The sequence below is a fragment of the Mesorhizobium sp. M1396 genome, assembly GCF_040317725.1.
In the GTDB taxonomy this organism is placed as follows: domain Bacteria; phylum Pseudomonadota; class Alphaproteobacteria; order Rhizobiales; family Rhizobiaceae; genus Mesorhizobium.
Genome location: NZ_JAMYLA010000070.1, coordinates 1 through 16,739 on the forward strand (window position 1 = coordinate 1; position 16,739 = coordinate 16,739).

Annotated in this window: 23 protein-coding genes and 2 pseudogenes; 8 read left to right on the forward strand and 17 right to left on the reverse strand. The window is 60.2% G+C overall.

Annotated elements, in window-relative coordinates; translation table 11 throughout:
• The first annotated feature begins 840 nt into the window (after window positions 1–840).
• Window positions 841–1,053, forward strand: a complete 213-nt coding sequence (locus tag NKH02_RS30550) for a KTSC domain-containing protein (protein ID WP_352874072.1) — start codon at window positions 841–843, stop codon at window positions 1,051–1,053.
• 208 nt (window positions 1,054–1,261) lie between these two features.
• Here NKH02_RS30550 and NKH02_RS30555 read toward each other — a convergent pair whose 3' ends face one another.
• On the reverse strand, window positions 1,262–1,450 hold the full coding sequence (locus NKH02_RS30555; protein ID WP_352883351.1) for a DUF3606 domain-containing protein: 189 nt from the start codon (window positions 1,448–1,450) through the stop codon (window positions 1,262–1,264).
• Between the two features lie 59 nt (window positions 1,451–1,509).
• Window positions 1,510–1,803 (reverse strand): hypothetical protein, encoded by a 294-nt coding sequence (locus NKH02_RS30560; RefSeq protein WP_352874069.1) that lies wholly within the window; start codon window positions 1,801–1,803, stop codon window positions 1,510–1,512.
• Window positions 1,804–1,914: 111 nt separating this feature from the next.
• Here NKH02_RS30560 and NKH02_RS30565 point away from each other — a divergent pair, with 111 nt between their 5' ends.
• The 3 genes from NKH02_RS30565 (at window position 1,915) to NKH02_RS30575 (ending at window position 3,386) form a co-directional block, all read left to right on the forward strand.
• A complete protein-coding gene (locus tag NKH02_RS30565) occupies window positions 1,915–2,772 on the forward strand; it encodes an ATP-dependent DNA ligase (protein WP_352883352.1) in 858 nt (285 codons plus the stop codon).
• Window positions 2,769–2,969: a hypothetical protein gene (locus NKH02_RS30570; protein WP_352883353.1), complete on the forward strand. Its 201-nt coding sequence runs from the start codon at window positions 2,769–2,771 to the stop codon at window positions 2,967–2,969. The genes NKH02_RS30565 and NKH02_RS30570 overlap by 4 nt, the downstream gene beginning before the upstream one ends.
• Window positions 2,970–3,077: 108 nt before the next feature.
• Complete coding sequence (locus tag NKH02_RS30575) at window positions 3,078–3,386, forward strand: DUF768 domain-containing protein (protein ID WP_352883354.1); 309 nt, start codon at window positions 3,078–3,080, stop codon at window positions 3,384–3,386.
• A gap of 321 nt (window positions 3,387–3,707) precedes the next feature.
• On the opposite strand, the gene NKH02_RS30580 is transcribed toward NKH02_RS30575, so the two are convergent.
• From NKH02_RS30580 to NKH02_RS30590, 3 genes are all read right to left on the reverse strand, one after another.
• Window positions 3,708–3,902 (reverse strand): hypothetical protein, encoded by a 195-nt coding sequence (locus NKH02_RS30580; RefSeq protein ID WP_352883355.1) that lies wholly within the window; start codon window positions 3,900–3,902, stop codon window positions 3,708–3,710.
• Window positions 3,892–4,029, reverse strand: a complete 138-nt coding sequence (locus tag NKH02_RS30585; RefSeq protein ID WP_352883356.1) for a hypothetical protein — start codon at window positions 4,027–4,029, stop codon at window positions 3,892–3,894. Before NKH02_RS30585 ends, NKH02_RS30580 begins: the two co-directional genes overlap by 11 nt.
• 499 nt (window positions 4,030–4,528) lie before the next feature.
• The gene (locus tag NKH02_RS30590; RefSeq protein WP_352883357.1) at window positions 4,529–4,726 is read right to left on the reverse strand and encodes a hypothetical protein; all 198 of its coding nucleotides are present in this window, start codon (window positions 4,724–4,726) and stop codon (window positions 4,529–4,531) included.
• Between the two features lie 385 nt (window positions 4,727–5,111).
• Here NKH02_RS30590 and NKH02_RS30595 point away from each other — a divergent pair, with 385 nt between their 5' ends.
• Window positions 5,112–5,336 (forward strand): hypothetical protein, encoded by a 225-nt coding sequence (locus NKH02_RS30595; protein ID WP_352883358.1) that lies wholly within the window; start codon window positions 5,112–5,114, stop codon window positions 5,334–5,336.
• A gap of 59 nt (window positions 5,337–5,395) precedes the next feature.
• Window positions 5,396–5,836 carry a hypothetical protein gene (locus NKH02_RS30600; protein ID WP_352883382.1) on the forward strand — a complete coding sequence of 147 codons (441 nt, stop codon included), beginning with the start codon at window positions 5,396–5,398 and terminating at the stop codon, window positions 5,834–5,836.
• On the opposite strand, the gene NKH02_RS30605 is transcribed toward NKH02_RS30600, so the two are convergent.
• Window positions 5,758–5,934 carry an SOS response-associated peptidase family protein gene (locus NKH02_RS30605; protein WP_352883359.1) on the reverse strand — a complete coding sequence of 59 codons (177 nt, stop codon included), beginning with the start codon at window positions 5,932–5,934 and terminating at the stop codon, window positions 5,758–5,760. The two genes, NKH02_RS30600 and NKH02_RS30605, sit on opposite strands and share 79 nt — an antisense overlap.
• A 386-nt stretch (window positions 5,935–6,320) precedes the next feature.
• On the opposite strand from NKH02_RS30605, the pseudogene NKH02_RS30610 reads away from it, so the two are divergent.
• Window positions 6,321–7,291 (forward strand): annotated as a pseudogene (locus tag NKH02_RS30610) (IS1595 family transposase).
• A gap of 563 nt (window positions 7,292–7,854) precedes the next feature.
• Here NKH02_RS30610 and NKH02_RS30615 read toward each other — a convergent pair.
• Window positions 7,855–8,169, reverse strand: coding sequence for a hypothetical protein (locus tag NKH02_RS30615; protein WP_352883360.1), 315 nt, complete (start codon window positions 8,167–8,169; stop codon window positions 7,855–7,857).
• On the opposite strand from NKH02_RS30615, the gene NKH02_RS30620 reads away from it, so the two are divergent.
• The gene (locus NKH02_RS30620; RefSeq protein WP_352883361.1) at window positions 8,168–8,353 is read left to right on the forward strand and encodes a hypothetical protein; all 186 of its coding nucleotides are present in this window, start codon (window positions 8,168–8,170) and stop codon (window positions 8,351–8,353) included. The two genes, NKH02_RS30615 and NKH02_RS30620, sit on opposite strands and share 2 nt — an antisense overlap.
• Before the next feature lie 16 nt (window positions 8,354–8,369).
• On the opposite strand, the gene NKH02_RS30625 is transcribed toward NKH02_RS30620, so the two are convergent.
• The 10 genes and pseudogenes from NKH02_RS30625 to NKH02_RS30670 form a co-directional block, all read right to left on the reverse strand.
• Window positions 8,370–8,792 carry a dCTP deaminase gene (locus NKH02_RS30625; protein WP_352883362.1) on the reverse strand — a complete coding sequence of 141 codons (423 nt, stop codon included), beginning with the start codon at window positions 8,790–8,792 and terminating at the stop codon, window positions 8,370–8,372.
• A 52-nt stretch (window positions 8,793–8,844) separates the two neighbouring features.
• Window positions 8,845–8,979, reverse strand: a complete 135-nt coding sequence (locus NKH02_RS30630; RefSeq protein WP_352883363.1) for a YHYH domain-containing protein — start codon at window positions 8,977–8,979, stop codon at window positions 8,845–8,847.
• A gap of 927 nt (window positions 8,980–9,906) precedes the next feature.
• Window positions 9,907–10,176, reverse strand: a complete 270-nt coding sequence (locus tag NKH02_RS30635) for a hypothetical protein (RefSeq protein WP_352883364.1) — start codon at window positions 10,174–10,176, stop codon at window positions 9,907–9,909.
• A 7-nt stretch (window positions 10,177–10,183) separates the two neighbouring features.
• Window positions 10,184–10,493, reverse strand: a pseudogene (locus NKH02_RS30640) (hypothetical protein).
• Between the two features lie 961 nt (window positions 10,494–11,454).
• Window positions 11,455–11,907, reverse strand: a complete 453-nt coding sequence (locus tag NKH02_RS30645) for a cupin domain-containing protein (protein WP_352883365.1) — start codon at window positions 11,905–11,907, stop codon at window positions 11,455–11,457.
• The gene (locus NKH02_RS30650) at window positions 11,904–12,572 is read right to left on the reverse strand and encodes a TetR/AcrR family transcriptional regulator (RefSeq protein WP_352883366.1); all 669 of its coding nucleotides are present in this window, start codon (window positions 12,570–12,572) and stop codon (window positions 11,904–11,906) included. Before NKH02_RS30650 ends, NKH02_RS30645 begins: the two co-directional genes overlap by 4 nt.
• Before the next feature lie 199 nt (window positions 12,573–12,771).
• Window positions 12,772–13,953 carry a hypothetical protein gene (locus NKH02_RS30655; RefSeq protein WP_352883367.1) on the reverse strand — a complete coding sequence of 394 codons (1,182 nt, stop codon included), beginning with the start codon at window positions 13,951–13,953 and terminating at the stop codon, window positions 12,772–12,774.
• Window positions 13,954–14,009: 56 nt separating this feature from the next.
• Window positions 14,010–15,020, reverse strand: coding sequence for a succinylglutamate desuccinylase/aspartoacylase family protein (locus NKH02_RS30660; protein ID WP_352883368.1), 1,011 nt, complete (start codon window positions 15,018–15,020; stop codon window positions 14,010–14,012).
• 3 nt (window positions 15,021–15,023) lie between these two features.
• Window positions 15,024–15,368, reverse strand: coding sequence for a RidA family protein (locus NKH02_RS30665; RefSeq protein WP_352871328.1), 345 nt, complete (start codon window positions 15,366–15,368; stop codon window positions 15,024–15,026).
• Between the two features lie 38 nt (window positions 15,369–15,406).
• Window positions 15,407–16,729, reverse strand: a complete 1,323-nt coding sequence (locus NKH02_RS30670; RefSeq protein WP_352883369.1) for an alanine racemase — start codon at window positions 16,727–16,729, stop codon at window positions 15,407–15,409.
• Window positions 16,730–16,739 lie beyond the last annotated feature (10 nt).

A 16,739-nucleotide genomic window follows, 5' to 3' on the forward strand; every position in this document is an offset into this window, starting at 1 on the left:
TCACCGGCGTCGATTCCCCTTACGAAGCGCCGGAAAACCCGGAAATCCATCTCGAGACACTCGGCAAATCGGCCGAGGAGATGGTAGACGCCCTGGAACACTGGCTGAAGAAGCGCGACATTGCCGAAGACCAACACCACAGCGGCGGCATCTGACGAGGAACGGATGGTGAAATCTTTCGAGCGGCTGGCGGGCGCGAGGTGATGCGCGTTTTCCATGCCGGCTGCGCGGTCGACCGGAAATCAGATTCCTCGCCGGTGACCGAGGCGGACCGCGAGGGCGAAAAGATCATTCTCGCCGGACTGCGCGCCGCATTTCCCGGCCTTGCATCGAGCGGCCATATCCCAAAGCTCTGTCCTCTTGCGACCATCTTGATTGAAGTTAGGAATATGCTTCGGGACGACTTAAGCGCGCCGGCAACAGCGTCAAATTTGGGATCACCGCGCGAGAGCTAACAGTTACCCGCGACCAGTTGATCAACAGAGCGGCCTAGCCGACGCTCTAATCATCTCCTGTGCCGCTCTCGTCCTTCGGCGCTGGGCAACTTCACACCTTCTTCAACACGCGGCTGGCCAGCCTGGCAAACACCCGCTGCCGGTCGTTGACCATGCTGCTCAATCGCTGCCCTATCCGCTGCTCCGGCCGGCGGGTTTTTATTTCAGGACGGATATGGGGATAGGGGATGCGGTTGTTTGGCGGCCGTGGTCCAACTCTTCATAGCATCGGGTTTCTGGCTGTCGGCCGGATGCAACAAACCCCTCCGCCGCCCGTTGAGTCCGCTGGGTTAATCATAGATCATACTCGCCTGCCGCCCTCCGCCGGTCGGCTCTTTTGGACGCCATGCCATCGACCTCGATACGCAAGTTCGACTATGACCCGAACACCAGGGTACTCTCGGTCTGGTTTGTGGCAAGCGGGAAGCATTACGAGTTCTTGGACGTACCGCTTGAGAGCTTTACCGCGTTCAGATCTGCCTTCGCCAAAGGCCGTTATTTCAACGAGCACATCCGCAGTCACTTCCGGTACCGCCTTGTTGAGCAGGAGCCGGGCTAATGCCCTTGCTGTCTGCGGGCGTTGAAGGACTAGGAATCGAGCTCCAATGCCTCATGGCCGGGTTGCTCATGCCAGATGACCTGCCGCAGATCGCGTTTATCCACTGACTGGCCGCAAATCGGACAAGCGTAAAAATGCTCCTGCGCAGGTACTGGCTTGCCGTCATGCCGACGGCCCGTGATCGGCGGGCCAAGATCCGAAAGCTTTGTCATCGGTTGCCGAGCGCCTTGGCATCGCGCTCCAGCGTCTCACGGTCGTTGCCATGCTTTTTTATGAGTTCTCTAACCTCGGGAATCGTACGGCCAAATTTGCTGGCGAAATAGCCGACTTCATATTGCTCATCGCCAGACATCCGTTGGCGATCGCGAAAATCACGCTTGCTCTTGTCGTCTGCCATTGCCAATGCCTCCTGTTTTCACACAACAGGAGAGGAGTGCCAAGGTTCCGCAACCAGCGTTATTCCCGAACTTTCACCCGCGGTGTCGATGACATGGCAGTGATGGCATCGATATCCACAGTGACAAGGCCACCACCATCGATACGAACGGTGACTTTTCCATCCTCTGCATCAACTCGCGTAGCAAACCCACTGATTTCGAGCTTCTGGCCCGCCTTGGCATTCCTCGGCGTGTCGATGGCAAGCGGGAAATTATATGAGGGAATGCTTACGCTCGACACGCCGTCATCCATCACTTTCAGGATGGTGGCCGATAGCGTAATCTCGTCGCCGACTCTCGGTGCTCGGGCCATTTTTTGTCGCTCGTTTCATCGCGGTAGTCATTGAAACATGCAACTTAGCTAAAATGTTCCGGAACCGATTGGAGGCTCACAGCTTGAGTCGCGGCTTGGTGAGTCTTGTGCATGCGTTTGAGGTTTGTCGCGCCTTTGATGCCGACCCTGGTGGAGAAGCCTCCCGAGGGCGACGACTGGATTCACGAGATGAAGTTCGACGGCTACCGTTCGCAGCTCATCATCGATGAAGACGGTACCACGATCTACACGCGCAACGGCCACGATTGGACGGCGAAATATCGCGACCTGGTGACAGAGGCCAAGACACTCGGCGCCGAAAGCGCGATCGTCGACGGCGAAATCATCGTGCTAAACGAGGCGGGACTGTCGGACTTCGGCGAACTGCGCAAGGCAATCACCCGCCGACAGCACGACCTCTATTTCGTCGCGTTCGATCTGCTCCACCTCAACGGCCACGATCTGCGCGACATGGCGCTAGAGGAGCGCCGCGAGATCCTGGCCAGCATGATCGAACCTGACGGGCGCATTCAGTTCAGTGAACCGTTGCCGGGCGACGCTGAGGCCATCTATCATCTGCTCGACCAAGCCGGCCTTGAAGGCATGGTGTCGAAGCGGCGCGACAGCAAATACCGCAGCGGGCCATCCACAAACTGGCTGAAGGCGAAGTGCTATTCGGTCGATGAATACGAACTGATCGGGGTCGAGCGCGAGGTAGGCAAGCCGGCGTTTGCTTTGATGGCCGAGCGCGGCACATGGCGCTATGTCGGCTCAGCTTTCATCAATTCCAGCCGCGCTATTCGCGAGCGGCTGTGGAGGTGCGTACAGGAACACGCCGGTCCGGCGCCGAAGGGAATGAAACGACCGGCGACGCAATGGGTCAAACCAGGCATTATCGGCCGTGTAAAGCACTTACGTGGGGAGGAAGATTTGCGGCACGCCTCGCTGCAGGATTTCAGGGAAGAATGAGCAAGCGCGGCAACGATTTTCTCCACCATTGGGTATTGGACCATTTGCCGGACGACCCGATCATCGACCCGGTGCTGCTGGTGATCGAGATGGCCGTGGACGCGAAGCAGGCGGCGCAGAGCCAAGGCATCCCCGGCCAAGAGATCGATGAAGAAATTGGCACGATATACAAATTCATCATGCAGGGCTTACGCTGACAGGAGCAGCCAAACAGCACGAAGCGGAACTTAATATCGCCGGGCAAATTGGTTCACCATGGACGCAGGACGAAATCCCGAACGACTGATGCCAAGCCCGCCGCCGAGATGGCAGTACCGCAAGGGCGTATTGATGCTGGCCGCTGCCTTGTTGCTTGCACCGGCTGCGTTCGCGATCTGGTGGGCCATCTTTCGATGAGCACGCGCGGGGTCAACTTTCTCGACAGATGGATGGCAGAACATCTTCCAAACGCCATCACCGACGATCCCGTGGCCACCAGCGACCTTGCAGACGAGGCGATCAAGGCGGCCGACAGAGAAGGGATTCCCGCCGACGAGATCAATGAAGAAGTCGGGAGCGTGCTCGAGGTCATTTTCGATGCCATGCAACATCGCGCCGGCGGCTTGGCAGGCTGATGGGCACCGCGATATAGGGGAAGGAAAAGCCGGCGGACGTCGTCTTGGGGAAGGCGTCGCCGGCAAGTGGCAGGCCGGGTTTCGGGTGTGGGCGGGCAGCCTGCCAATTCATCAGTGCCGGCACTATGATCTCAAGTGACCAGCTTAGCTATAGCTAGTGGTAAATTAGCGCGGTCCATCTGGTCTCAGATTGTCGGGACAAAGTGCCCGAGAGTTCCTCCCCGGCCATGCGGCTCGACACCCAACGCCAACAAGGCGCCGGGCCTAGCCGACGAGCTGTCTGCGGAATCGCCCGCCGGTGATGCGCTGGTCGGTCACGCCCTACAGCCGGACGAACTCGTCGAGCTGCAGGCGTATTCGCTGGCCTTCCGCGAAGGCTAGGGCGAGCGATTCCAGTTCGAATGATCGGGTTAGTCCCTGATCTTCCTCGACCACACGGACGAACCATTCGCCACAGGCTTCGATCACTTCGATGCAAGGATGACCCTTGCGGTTGGGTATCTCGCTATCCACCATTGCCTCTCACGCCGAGGACAAATATCGCCAGCAGCACGACGAAAAGCACGGTGGCGATCACGACACCCCACATGAGGACTCTTCTGGTGCCGCGCCGTTCATCATCGCGAGATAAATTCTCCGCCATTGCAAGAATCCCTATCCTGAAGTTCGATTACTGGAAACGTGGGATGTCGAGGCCGGTTCCCACAAGCCATCAGGTTCCCCGCGGGAGAGCGGCGGCACACGCGGTCTAGAGCGCCTTGCCTCGCGTGTCATGGCGCGCGCAATGGCTTTTTCGGTCTGGCAAAGACAAACGGTGCACGCTATGCGTCAAACTCGCAGACGTGTTTTTTTCGATCCGCCTGACGCAGCTGAACGGCTGTCGGCCTTCGGCAAGTCGTTCGGTTCCTCGCTCATGGCGAAAAGATCCCACAAGCAGTCTTGACGGGTAAGGAAAATGTTCCTTATTCGTTCTCATGGTGCTCGACCCGATCGACACGCAAGGCGGCCCGGCGCAATATGCTTGCGAAAGCAGAGTGCAGCGGCGGCAATGTTCGCTACTGCCGATCGGTTGATTTGATGATGGTCTACGGCGGCGGGGTCGATCCGCTGAGCCTGAAATTCGATTGCAGCCGATGCAAGCCTCAGGTCAAGATCCCCCTTTTGAGGTTCATGCAGAGCATCTGCCGAAACGGCTGATGATCCACAAGCCCATGAAGATCGACGGCAAAATCTGCTTGCATACCGAGCGCTTTCGCGGATGAAAACTCTCGCTGATACGGTGGCGCGCGCGAAACCATTAACGTCAATTGCGCGCACCCGGTGTGTTTCAAGTCGACCAAGCTCGACCTCCAGGCGCTGATTGATCGGCTCGGCCCGGATCATGGTTCCCTGCGTTGGGATCTCGTCGGCTGTTCGGCTGCTCGGATTATAAGGTTGCAGGCCGCCACCGTGGGCCGGTGTTCTTCACGTGCATTCCTGACTACGAAGGCCAGCAGCGGGAGAGTAATCGGGATTGGAAGCCGACTTTCGGGACGCCTGAAGCCGCCGATGAGCCGCTAGGGATCCTGGCGGTCGGCGGCTTCGTCAAGGGTTAGCTAATATAGATGAGCCCGCGTCATCCAATCGAGGGATGGGGGCAACTCAACCCCTGCTCCACACTAATGCCAAGGCAAAGGGCGCCAAGCCGGTTCTGCTGCCCAAGGGGCTGGCTCTAAGGGGCTTAAGATGAGCAAGACGACTCTGACTACCATCGCTATCCTCGCGATCAGCATCGGCCATGCCGATGCCAAGCGCCATAAGGTGAACCTGCCGGTTTGCACCGCGTCAAGCTCACTCTTCGAAGTCCTGGGTCACAAGTGTTTTCTTGTCAAAGGTTCGATGATCTATGGCGACATCGCCGATCTTTCCCAGATAATCACTTGGAATGGTGGCGTCGCTGGTGGTCTGTGAGTGACAAGCCGGCCACCATTTATGTCGCGAGCGTGTTCGAGAAGCCGCATTAGCGGACCGTGCTGACCACCAAAGACAAGGCCAAAGCCCTGGCGATGGCAAAGGAGATCGGCGACAAGGTGCGGGTCGAGGAGATCACGCCGAAACCGAAAAGGCGCAAGCGCCGGCAACACCCAGCCATCAAACCCGCGCGATGCCGTGCAAGGCTCTCAGCCGCCGCCGTCTCCACCACCACCGCCGCCGCCCGCCTGGCTGAATACGACTGTGCCGTCGCCCTTGCGTCGGCAGATAACGCCGACCCGCGCGGCCTTCTCGGCATCAAACGGCGTCTTTTCAACGATGCCCGTTTTCCCGTACCAAATCACCATGTAGGCCATCGTTGCAACGCTCTGGCAGCTTCTCGCCGTGTCGCCACACGGTTCTACGCAGGACAATCAAGCCAGAGCAAAAGTTGGCCGGCGGTGATGAATGGGACTTCCTCAGTCGGGGCGACATTGTAGCGAGGGGCGTCGTTGCACCCGGTCTCCGCCGGCGCTTTTGGCCGATAGAGCCGATGGATTTCCGACCAAGTCAGGTATCTCGTGTAGCGGCCGCACATGGCTTGACCATGAGTGACGAGCGCCGGCCTTTTTGCTTTCTCTTAGATGGATGTCGACCTGATTTCGCATCGCGTCTGAAAGCGATAGCGCCAGATCGAGGTTTTCCGGGTAGATGGCCAAGATCCAAACAGCCGTCAGTTCAGCGATAGCTTGTTTCTGGCTGATATCGGTGAGGCCGCGCATTTGCTTGGCCATCTTGCTGACGGCCCGATGTATGGCGGGCATTTCCCTCATTACCGGGGCGTATATCTCGGGCTGCTCGGACTCGGTCACAGTGATCGGTTTCATGGCTCCGTCTCCAATTGCTAAGGCGATTATATCTTTGACAAACCCAAAATTTCGGCTAAATTAGTGGAACATCCTGACAACGTTCCGAGAACAAGCCATGTCCGTCCTGTCCCGCCCCTACTTTCACGATGAAGCTGCCGCCTTCGAACACGTCGAGGGTATGTTGTGGCCGCAGGGCCCGGTTTGCCACAAGTGCGGTTCGATGGATAAGCACTACAAGCTGACTGGCGTGCATACCAAGGCTTCGAAGAAGAATCCCGGCGGCGTAGAGCGTCATGGCCTCTACAAGTGCGGCGCTTGCCGTGCGCAGTTTACCGTCCGTATGGGCACGATCTTCGAGGAAAGCCATTTGCCGCTGACCAAGTGGCTTCAGGCTATCCACCTTATGTGCTCGTCAAAGAAGGGCATTTCCTCGCGCCAGCTCCACCGCGTTCTGGAATGCACCTACAAGACCGCGTGGTTCCTGTCGCACCGCATTCGTGAAGCCATGCGCTCGGATAACTTCACGCCCAGGGGCGGCGCTGGCAAGTTCGTTGAAGCGGACGAAACCTACATCGGTCGTTTGAAGGGCGTTCCGGTTGCTCCTAGCGGCGCTCACAAGAACGTTGTGCTTACGCTGGTCGAGCGCGGCGGCATTGCCCGCTCCTTCCCTATCTAGCGCTTCGGTTGCCCGCCTTTGCCCATCGTGAATGCCAATATCGACAAGGAAACGTTCTCATGTCGGACGAGGCGCGCGTCTATCAGAACTTCGGCCCCGCCTTCGCCGCTCACGGCACGGTCAACCACAGCGAAAACGAATATGGCCGTTCGTTCAAGGTTGCCGGCGGCGGCGAGCGTTCGCATCAACACGAAAGCGTAGAAGGCTTCTACAGCATCCTTAAGCGCGGCACGGGTGTTTATCAGCATTGCGCCGAACACCATCTGCACCGCTATCTGGCAGAGTTCGACTTCCGTTATTCGAACCGTTCGGCCATGGGCATTGAAGACAACGTTCGTTCTCTCATTGCCTTGAAGGGCGCCAAGGGCAAGCGGCTGACCTATCATGGGCCTCATTACCGCGAAGCATGAACACTATCGGAAGCCGGTACAGTTGAAGCTCCCACTTTGGAAGGGAGAAAAGCGAAAGCGGCAGTGTTAAAGCCTCATTTCGGGTCCGGATGAAACAATCAAGTGACACCCGCTTGATTTGGTTGCATATTGGTCATGCGGGTTGGCACCCAATGACAAGCGCCCCGGGGCGCTCCTCTAAACGAGGTAGTTGGGAGTGCGGCCGCAATTTCTTGTGAGTAGTAGTGCCTCTTACCGTGCTTCCATAGGTCGAATTCGTACGTGATTTTGTCACTGAGGAGTTCGTAGGAACGGAACGGGTGTCTTTGCCGTCCGATTCCCATTTCCGTTGCATAGCCCAAGTGCAGTAGTCGGCTATCTGGAAACATGGATCTGTGTTGGCCGGCCAGAACGCGACGCGCCAACCATCGCTCCGGATTTTCTGCTTCACCACATCCCTTACGGAGTCCTCGAACGCGATGCGCTTTTTCTTGGTTCTGATAGAGGCGACAGTGATCATGATTTCGTTAGCCGCCTTAAGGTAAGCATCGGAAGAGTGCTGAAAGTGAAAATGCCAACCGATCTTATAAAATCGATCTTCCGTAACCCGCACCTTGGGAATGGCCTTCGACTTCTCCATGATGGTGGATGGTGAACTTCTCTTTCGCCAAGAAATCAAAGACAGCGTTGCGTACCTCCTGCCGATCGGTTGTGGCGTGAAAGTAGTCGCCTAGCGGCGCACCCTGCCAAGCTAGGTCGCGCCTCAATTCCTGAAGTTTGATGCCTATGTTGCAATTGGATAGAATGGCCGTGCAGACGATGTAATAGCGGCTGATATTTTGCCCCTTAGAGAAATTGAAACAGCCAGCTTCATCGGCAAACAGAAAGATTCGATTCATGCCAGATAAAGAAGCAGCACAGATTGAAAAGTTCAAGCAAGCCGCCCGCGAACTGAAGACCGATCAGTCCGAAGATCACTTCGACGCGATCTTGAAAAAGATCCCGCAGGCCAAGCACGCTCCACATGACGAAGCGGTTGACCGCGCCAGCAAAGGCGCGGTGGTAAGGCCGAAGAAACGCTAGCCTTGTGAAAAGCGAATTAAAACGGCCTGCCTTGTGGAGCGAGACATTCCCCCTGCGGCTGGGTCAGCCTTCCTTGCGCCAGCCGTCTGTCCCGCAAACCTGCCTTTGTAGCCACGGACAGGCGTCCCCAGGGTCTGTTCAAAATCAGTTGGCAGATACGCATGCCCGGCTTCAGTTTCACAGGAATCGTGTTGTGATTTACCATTTCAAGGCGGATCTGGCCGGCGAAGCCCGCGTGAATTGTGGGCGCAGTTAGATGCACTCCGATTCCAAGTCTGGCCATCGAACTCTTGCCCTCAACACGGGCGGCAATTCTAGAGTGGGACGTTAGCTCTACGGTGCAGTCATTTCCTCCGAATGTCTGCTGCGCAAGGCACGGAGTGGCGAGCGCCAGCATAAGCGCCACGGCCGAGAAATGGGCCATCGTTCGAATTCTCATCTTCAATCCCCGACAGGGAGCAGGCGCTGGCGCTCCCCAAGGTGCTAAAGAACTAGTGACAATGATATTCGCCGGTCTTGTGGTTCTTATGGCACCCGTTGCTATCGGTGCCGCCGCTATGCGCATAGGCATTGGTCACAAGAGCCATCGTCAAAGCCGTCAAAGCGGCCACAATTGCTGTTTTCATATTGCCCTCCCAAGTAATTCGGCACCAAAAGCACTATTCGTGCGTCGGCACAACGTCGGGGGGAACGCTTCTCGCGTTCGGCAAAGAGAAGATGGCCGGCGCCAGGGTGGGAGCTGTTGGGCTGTGCGGCGCCGGCCAAGCGGACATCAGGTCCGCCGCCCTTGAAGAATGGCCGATTCGCCGACGCGCGGTCATGGTGTGATCGCGGAAGCCGTGGCTTAAGAGCTTCCGTCCGTCTCGCTTCCTCATAGATCATCCGGACGGGCAGATAGGCGTTCGTTTCCAGCCACTCGCGCAGGACGATCTAATGAGATTCGACCGGTCGAGTCTTCATCTCGGCGGCGATGGAGTTCCTTGTGTCCTCCCTGGCCGGCTCTCTAGCGGGACGCAGCGACGTTCCGGAGCATCAAGGCAGCACGCCAAAGGATGATCTGTAGATCGGACCGCGGCGCTCGGTCCGCCGCGCTCTCAAGCTCTGAAAGCGAGGTTGAGGTTCGACAAGTCCGGTTTCACCTGTGTTGCGGCTGGTCGGCGCCATTCAGGCAACCTCCAGCGGAGGGCGCAAGCCACCTTGCGATTGGTCATCTCTGGATGCATCCTTGGAATCATGTCGCAGTTGCAATACCTGAATCACCTTTTGGAATGCCCTTACTGCCTGGAAATTCGGTTGAGAATTCCACACGACGTTCGGCCGGAGACGCTCATCGTTTGTGATGATTGCGGAGAGTTCCTCGGAACGTGGGATGAACTACAGACCGACTTCGAGAGGCAAGGCGGGCAAAGCGGGGTCTTCCGTCTCGAAAAGGGTCGTATCAGGCGAATCGATTAGAGCATGGACGCTGGCCGGCAAGGCCCATTCCCGTGATCGCGGTACGACCAACCAACCGAATCGGTCATGTTTGCAAGTGCGGCGGATTAGCACCGCGGTCAAGGCACACCGGGGGTCGCCGGAGGCGGGGCTTCCGCCTGCTCCTGCCCGGGGGCAGCGGTCGAACCAGATACATCTGAGCCCGGAGAAAGCTTCCTGTCTGCCTCTTCCTCGCTGCCGAAACTGGCGGCATGAAGCAGCATGACCTTCGCCTTGGCGACCAATTCCTCGTCTACCAGCGCGGGCCCGGCCGCCAATGTAACGGCAATGACCTCGCCACCGTCGCCCCGGAATTCAACGCGATCGTGGCTCACCACGGTGCATGTCATCCTCCGCTCACAGTTGATCGTTGTAAGGTTGTTTGGTCATCCCAACCTGCCTGGCCAGCTCGCAGAAGGCCGGCAAACCGGATTCGAATTGGGCGCGGTTGGCTACCTGCAACAATCGCAAGGGAAAGCAGACCGCATCGCGGTTCGCCGGGGACATGTCCTCGTACATTCGTTCTTCTGAAGGCACCAAGGCCTCGGCTTTACGGCAGGGCCATATCGATATCGTCGACTGAAAGGATTCCGCGATGGACCAGGATGTTGTTGACCGCCGCCACCGCCATCAGCAGCCCCTCAAGCTGAAGATTCGCAACGTTCACGTGTTCTTATCCTTGACATAGGCACCCGGCTGCCTGCCGGCTTTGGGTGTCTTGGCATCCTTGGAATGTTCAGCGATTGAGGGACCTGCGCCCGAGGTCTTCTGGGTTGCCGGTGAGGGCGTCGGTCGCTTCCCGGCCGGGCCGGGCTGGACGCCTGCCGGCGAGGTGGGGTCTGGGTGCGTCATGGCATGGGTCTCCCGTTCCGGATCGGCATCAACTCGCCAGGCGCGCCGAGGTTCCCGAACGATTTGGGCGCCGTCGGCTTTGTAAGGAACGTGTAACGCCAGCGGCTCCTGGCTCATGGGTACGAATAGGTTCAGCCGCGCTCATGGATTAGGAACGAAGGGAGGTCACTGCGTGGTGACGCGCGGCGCTGGTGTGTTCTCGTCGACGACGTTGCCGACCGGAGCCATCGGCCAGACCAAGTGACGAACCGCAATCAGCTACAGAGGCGGGCGTTTGGTCTTTGATGCGGCGGCTGCAAGACTTTAATGAGCCTTAGCGGGTGAATGGAAGTCGCCTTCCCCTTTATAACAGTCCGCCGCGCGCGCGATGCAAGACGATGTGGTTGCTCTCAGGAAACGAAGCCGTCGCGGGCCCCGGCGAGCGCCCTCTTCCTGCGGCTTGCACAAGATCGCGCCCTGCGCGTGGCCTGAGTTTCGCAGGTGTTGCCCACCGAATGAAGGGTTAGCTGTGGGGGGCGGCGCGCTTTCCACATTGCGCCGTAGCCGCCCCCGACAGCGCCTCCAGCTAGGCGCCCAGACCCGGCCCCGTTGGGGCCGGGTCGAGAGTTGTCGTCAGGATTCCGGGGCAGGTACGATTGAGGAACGTCATCGTCTCTAGCCGAACCTTGTCGCCGACCTCCGGGCGAGCCGCCTGGTTAGCCCTGCCGCTTATCGCACAGGCAAAATAGCGGAGGCGCCCAGCGGTTCATCGCCGTCGCCTCCGAAGCAGTCTGGGCCTAAGCGGCCATGTCCAGGGTCTTTATGCCGTGGCGCTGCATGGCCGCGCCGATTTTGGCGAAATCGGGCTGCGTCAGCGGCTCGACGGTACCGATGTCATGGAAGAAGGCAGTCATCGACGGCTCGACAAGCACGAGCATGCGCACCTGCTTACCGCTTTCGTTCGAGTAGTCGTGCGACTCCATCGGTCCGATACGGACCGCGCTGCCTGGATCGGCGACTACCGTGCGCGGCGCTTCACCAGCCTCGAAGTGGCGGATCCTCAGTTCACCCTCCAGGATGTAGAACATCTCCGGTGAAGGGTGGGCGTGCGGTGGGGTGCCGGAGCCCGGGGGCACCGTGACCTCAAGCATTTCAAGGTTCGAGCCGGCAACGCCGCCCAGGAAGCGGATTCGGTCGGCGATGACCCAGACGGTTTCGCCGCCATCGAATGGTACTACGTCAATCGTCATGATTTCTCCTTCGGTTTTGATGACACGCCCGCTTGAGGATGGCTCTGGCCGACCGCGGACAGGATCAGCTCGAGCGCCCAGGATGCGGTTTCGCCGGCCTGGGCGCCGTCGAGACCGCCATAGTCTTTCAAAACCTCCCAAGCGGAGGCTGAGAAGAGAAGATGCGCCAGCGCTTCGATTCTGCGGGCTTCGGCTGCCGGAAGCTTGGCGGTTGCTGAATTGAGAGCATGTGCGAAATGGCGGCGGCGGTCGGGAATCGTGCCCATGCGCATGTCGCGCCCTGTCCGCGAATGCAGAGCAACGCGCATGGCAGCTTCATGCTGGTCAAAACGTGGAAAGGCTGTTCGTGGCCCGTCCAGCAGCTCCTGCAATGTCTGCGGACTGGTGATCGCGCCGATCCGGGCGTTCAGCCAAGGCCAGAATGCCGCCAGCAGGTCGTCCTTTGTGGCAAAGTGACGGAAGACGGTACGCCGCTGCACCCCAGCCTTTTCGGCGATCGCCTCGGCGGTGATCTCATCTGCCGCACCATCCGCATCCATCAGCGTGAACAGAGCGGTGAGGATCGCCTCGCGCGTTTCTCGGGCTTTCTCTTCGCGCACGGGGCTGTTGTAAGCACGGGCGGTGGACATGCGGCTTCTCCTAATTCGCGGCACGGCATGTGCCACGAATTCCACCGCCTGTCAATTGATGTCACATCGAGTGACTCAAATTCTATGATGGGTATATCTGGCGCTTCAGGTTTGCTGTCAGAGGCAATGCGGCTTGTGCTTCCAAGCAATTCCCGCCCTTGTGGAGTCGAATACGAGCGGAATCGAAACCGCCTCCATGTGAGCGTTTCTGGCACAGGGCGAAATTACAGGCGGCTCAATGCCGCTGGGCTACACCGATCCAGTCCAGCCGCGCGGCCGGCACCAGGCCGTAATTGTAGAAATTGATGCCATCGACACCAGGCGCCAGCGCCGGCTTCACCTTCGCCGCAAGGGTGTCAGGCCCGGTCATTTCCGGGTAGAACAGCCGATAGCCGGCACCGAGGAATTTTTCCGCGCCGAGTGCTGCCCGACCAGCCACCATCAGGCTCGCGACACTCGCCGCCTGCATGTCGTAGGCGCACAGGATCGCTCCGTCACAGACCTTGCCGAGCGCCGCGAGATCGCAGCCGCCAAGCCAGCCGTCCTTCAAATCGATGACGACGACGCGCGTCGCCGGGTCGGCCACCTCGCGTAATTCCGCAACCAGGCTGGTCACCGGCTCGAACCGCCACAGGAGATAGGCGTGGAGTTCCGGCCAGCGTCGGAACGTCTCGAGGCCGCTCACCGGAAAATCCGGAAAACGCCGTTGCGGCACCGCGTGCTCGCAGGTTTCGGCAATCCATTGCCTGACGAGTTTGCGCGCCGGCTCGCCATCAACTCCCGCGCTCGCCGCGCGCGCAAGGCAGGACGGGCAGAAGCACAGTGACAGCAGAAAATCGTCTTCCGGCGTCAGCCCGACGCCGTCCTTCTCGTGATGGTATTCATGGGCAAAACCCATGAAGGATGGGCTTTCGAGTTCGATCCTGTCTGGCCGGTAGCTGTGCGAGATGTCGGCGACCAGCGCACGGACATAGGCGCGCGCATCGGGATGAGACGGGCAGAGATTGTAGTAATTGGCGTCGCCGAAGGCATTGCGGGTGACAGCCTGCGGATGCAGCATGCCGAGGCGGGTGTTGTGCAGGCAGACCGTCCAGCACGAAACGCCAAGCCCTCCGGCGTCGCGCCGGCGGATAAGGTTGCCAAGCACATCGCCACCCTCGGTGATCACGTCAGCCACCTTGGGCTGGATGGCGAGGCTTCCCCAGCGCGCCGCGGTCGGCTTGAAATAGATGGTGCCGTCCTCGGGAAAATAGGCTTTGCGGCGCTGGCTGCGCGGCTGCAGGAAGCGGCCGGCATGATAGGAGGTCGCGAGGCTGATCATGTTGAGCCCAGCGCGCTCGATAAGATCGCGTTCGACCGTCTCAAGGCCGAGATCCTGGATGTCCCAGGGATAAGTCCACATGGACAGTTGCTGCATCGAATATCCTCAGTCCTGATCTTGATATCGGCGCCCGGCCTGGCACGGCTTCATGGTTAGCCCTCGACCGGCTCAGCGACCTGCATCAGGCAGTCACCCGCCTCGCACATCGTGTGGAGCCGCCGCGACAGCACGATGCCGCTTTCGGCGAAATGCAGCGCCTCCTCGGCAACATCGAGCCGTTCGAGATCGTGATACCGGCCGGCCAGTTGTCCGGCGCTGACACTGTCGCCTAGCCTGACGGCGGGCTCAAACCAGCCGCGGCGGGTGGCGTAGACGCCCTGGCTGTGCCGGGACAGCGACAGCAGCCGTGTCGGCGCCGACGGCTTTTCGCCCGCGCCAAGAATCGGTGCGTCGACCACACCCAGTGCTACCATCAGACCGTCGATAGCACGGGCGGTGATCGCCATTGAATCGACCGTGGCGGTGCCACCGCCACCGAACTCGCCGCTGACACCGATGGCTCCGGCCCGGCGCGCCGCACCCATCGAGGTCGGCGAAGCTTGGCCGTTGTCGGCGACGAACCCGTAGGGCATGCCGAGCGTGCGCATCAGTTCCACCCCACGCCGATGACGCTCGGGATCGGCATGGCGTTCGACCAAGGCGGTCGGCAAATGCTCCATAGATGTGCCGCCCGAATGGATGTCGAAGATGACGTCGTGGCGAGGGAACAATTCCGTCTCGAGGAAATTGGCGAGCCGGCTGGTCGGCGTGCCCGAGGGGTCGCCTGGAAAGGCGCGGTTGAGATTGCCGCCGTCGAGCGGCGAGCAGCGTTTGGCGGCCATTACGGCCGGCGCGTTGGCCATCGGCATGATGGTGATGCGGCCCTTGATCCGCTGCGGATCGAGCCGGCGCACCAGCTTTGCCAGCGACAGCTCGCCCTCATATTCGTCACCGTGATTGCCGGCCATCAAAAGCAGCGACGGCCCTTCGCCGTTGCGGATGAGACAGATCGGCAACATGACGTGGAAATAGGGCGAACGGTCGATCGAGAACGGAATGCTGAGATGGCTCAGCGTCTTGCCGTCGCGGTCGAAGTCGAGCGTATGGCTGAGGCCAGTGTGCATTGTTCAGACCGCCGCGACCGCGGTGACCTCGATACGCAAATCCGGGTCGGCGAGACGCGCCTCGACGCAGGCGCGAGCCGGCAGGCGCGCAGGGTCGACCCAGGCGTCGTAAATGCCGTTCATGGCGTCGAAGTCGCCGATCTGCGGCAAGAAGATGTTGACCGCCACCAGCTTCGACTTGCTGCTGCCAGCCTCGACCAGCAGCGCCTCGACCTTGGCCAGCACGTCACTGGTCTGGCTCTCGATGCCGGCCTTGCGGTCGTCGGCCACCTGGCCGGCTATGTGCACGAGACCGCCATAGACCACCGCCTGCGACATGCGCGAGCCGGACTGAAAATACTTGATCATATCGGATCCTTTCGAGGTTCTCTTTTTGGGGGATCTGGTCAGCCGAACCATGTGGGGAAAGCGTGGCGGACGTAGCCGGTCGCGTCGACGCCGAAGATCACGCGATAGCGGTCGAGGCAGGTGCAGGGATGCGAGATGCCGAATTCGACGACGTCGCCGACGGCTATGTCGTCGCTCGGCGCAATCGACAGGAAGGCATGCTGATCGTTGAGCTTTATAACCTCGGCGCGCGTCGCCGGCATGGGCAACGGCTTGCCGGCACGAAAGACGGTGAGCAGCGTTGGAAAGCCCTGGTCGAACGACACGTCGCGCATGCCCATGCCGCAGATGACAAGGCCGGGTTCGGGACGCGACAGCACTTCGGCCCACAAGCGCAGCGCCGGCCGAAACGAATGTCGCGCTGAAGCGCTGATGCCGCCGATGGTAAAACCCTTGCGGGCATCGAGGGCGCCGAGCGATCGATCGTAAGTGCCATGGTCGTGGAAGAAGATGGCGCCGCTGCGCAGAACCAGCGTCGCATTGCTGTCGCTGAAAACCACCGGCGACAGTGCCGCGACCACCTTGTCGAAGAAGACCGAGCCGCCAGCGGTGACGATTAGCGGCGCGTTGCCGCCGACGCGGGCGCGCAGCCGCAGGAACATGTCGGCGGTCATGGCCAGCAAAGCGGATATCGCCTCGTCGGTGCGGCCGGGCTGGGGCTGGGCTGCCGCCCCTTCATAGGTCGCAACGCCGGCGATCAGCAGTCGCCCGCCGGCAACCATGATCGCATCGGCGATGGCCTCGGCTTGCGCGGTCGTGCGGGCGCCCGCCCTGCCCGCGCCGAGTTCGACCAGAACGCGCAAGGGCGGCAGTGCCGCATTGGCGCGCCAAGCCTCGGCAAGCGCGTTCACGGCGTCAACCGAGTCGGCAAAGACGAAGAGCTCGGCGTTCGGCCAGGCACCGGCAAGCACCGCCAGCCGGCTTGCGCCGCCCGATCCGCCGACTTCATTGGCGATGATCAGCCGTGTCAGGCCGGCCCTGAGCATCACTGTCGCTTGCCTGATATCGGCGACGGTGGTGCCCCATGCTCCGGTCTCGACCAGCGACCGGGCAAGGTCGGGCGCCATCGGCGTCTTGGCATGCGGTGCGATCGCAACCCCCTGTTCGCGCGCATAACGCAGGAACAGGTCGCGGTTGGTGGCAAAGGCCGCCTCGTCGAGGGTCAGTACCGGCAGCGCCATGCGTCCCTCGGCTGGATGCCAGTGCTCGGCTGCGACAAGGCTGCTGTCCAGCCCGGAAGTGCCGGGAGGCACGCCGCGGATGCGGTCGTCGAGCAGAAAACTTTCGCGCACGCCAAGCGAGACTGATGAGTTTTCAGTCATCCGATGCTAA